This window comes from Pseudomonas sp. Colony2, from assembly GCF_019382755.1.
In the GTDB taxonomy this organism is placed as follows: Bacteria; Pseudomonadota; Gammaproteobacteria; order Pseudomonadales; family Pseudomonadaceae; genus Aquipseudomonas.
The window spans coordinates 1,073,375-1,074,062 of the sequence record NZ_CP080030.1; the positions used below are offsets into that span (position 1 = coordinate 1,073,375).

Consider the following 688-nt stretch of genomic DNA (forward strand, 5'->3'; position numbering starts at 1 on the left):
GGGCCCGTTATCGACGTTGATGCGAGCTGGTAAACCGTAGCGCCGAAAAACCGCGATCAACTGCTCCTGTACCGTGGCTGTGCGCTCGTTGGCACAGGCTTTGATTGCCAAGTTGAAACGAGAATGGTCGTCCAAAACAGTTAGCGGATGGCATCGGCCTTGTTGCGTTGGGAAATGCCCTTTGAAATCCATCTGCCAAAGATCATTGGGCGCGTCGTGTTCAAACCTCAACCTTGCTGCCTGTAACTCTTTCGGGACCGTTTGAACCAAACCATGGCGATGTAAGACATTGGTGACAGTGCTAGGAGCGATACGCTTATCTAACAGATTGCTGATCGTGCGGCCGCCCCAGGCTGGATGCTCCCGCCTAATTGCCAAGACTTCAGTCTCCAGCGCGGGCTCGGTAAGTTTTGGGCTAGTGGCTGGCCTGCGGGATTTCTCCAGCAGACCTTGCTGGCCTTGTTCTTCGTAGCGACCGAGCCACTTGTACGCGGTTTGGGGACTGATACCGAACCGTCGACACAGTTCTCGTTTATTGCTGCCGGGTTGCCGGGCTAAGGCAACGAACTCTTTTTTCAGGCTCATGGCGTCTCTCGTATTCCAGGGCATGATGGTTTTCCGGCGTAGTTAGCTCGCCGAAAAGTGTCAACCATGTCCCCGTACACCCGTCAACCATGTGTCCGGTCCG

1 protein-coding gene is annotated in these 688 nt (G+C 54.9%); it reads right to left on the reverse strand.

Going from position 1 to position 688, the window contains the following annotated elements:
- On the reverse strand, nucleotides 1-609 hold a 609-nt coding region (locus JV201_RS29565), incomplete at its 3' end, for a helix-turn-helix domain-containing protein (RefSeq protein ID WP_374707360.1).
- Between the last annotated feature and the right edge of the window lie 79 nt (nucleotides 610-688).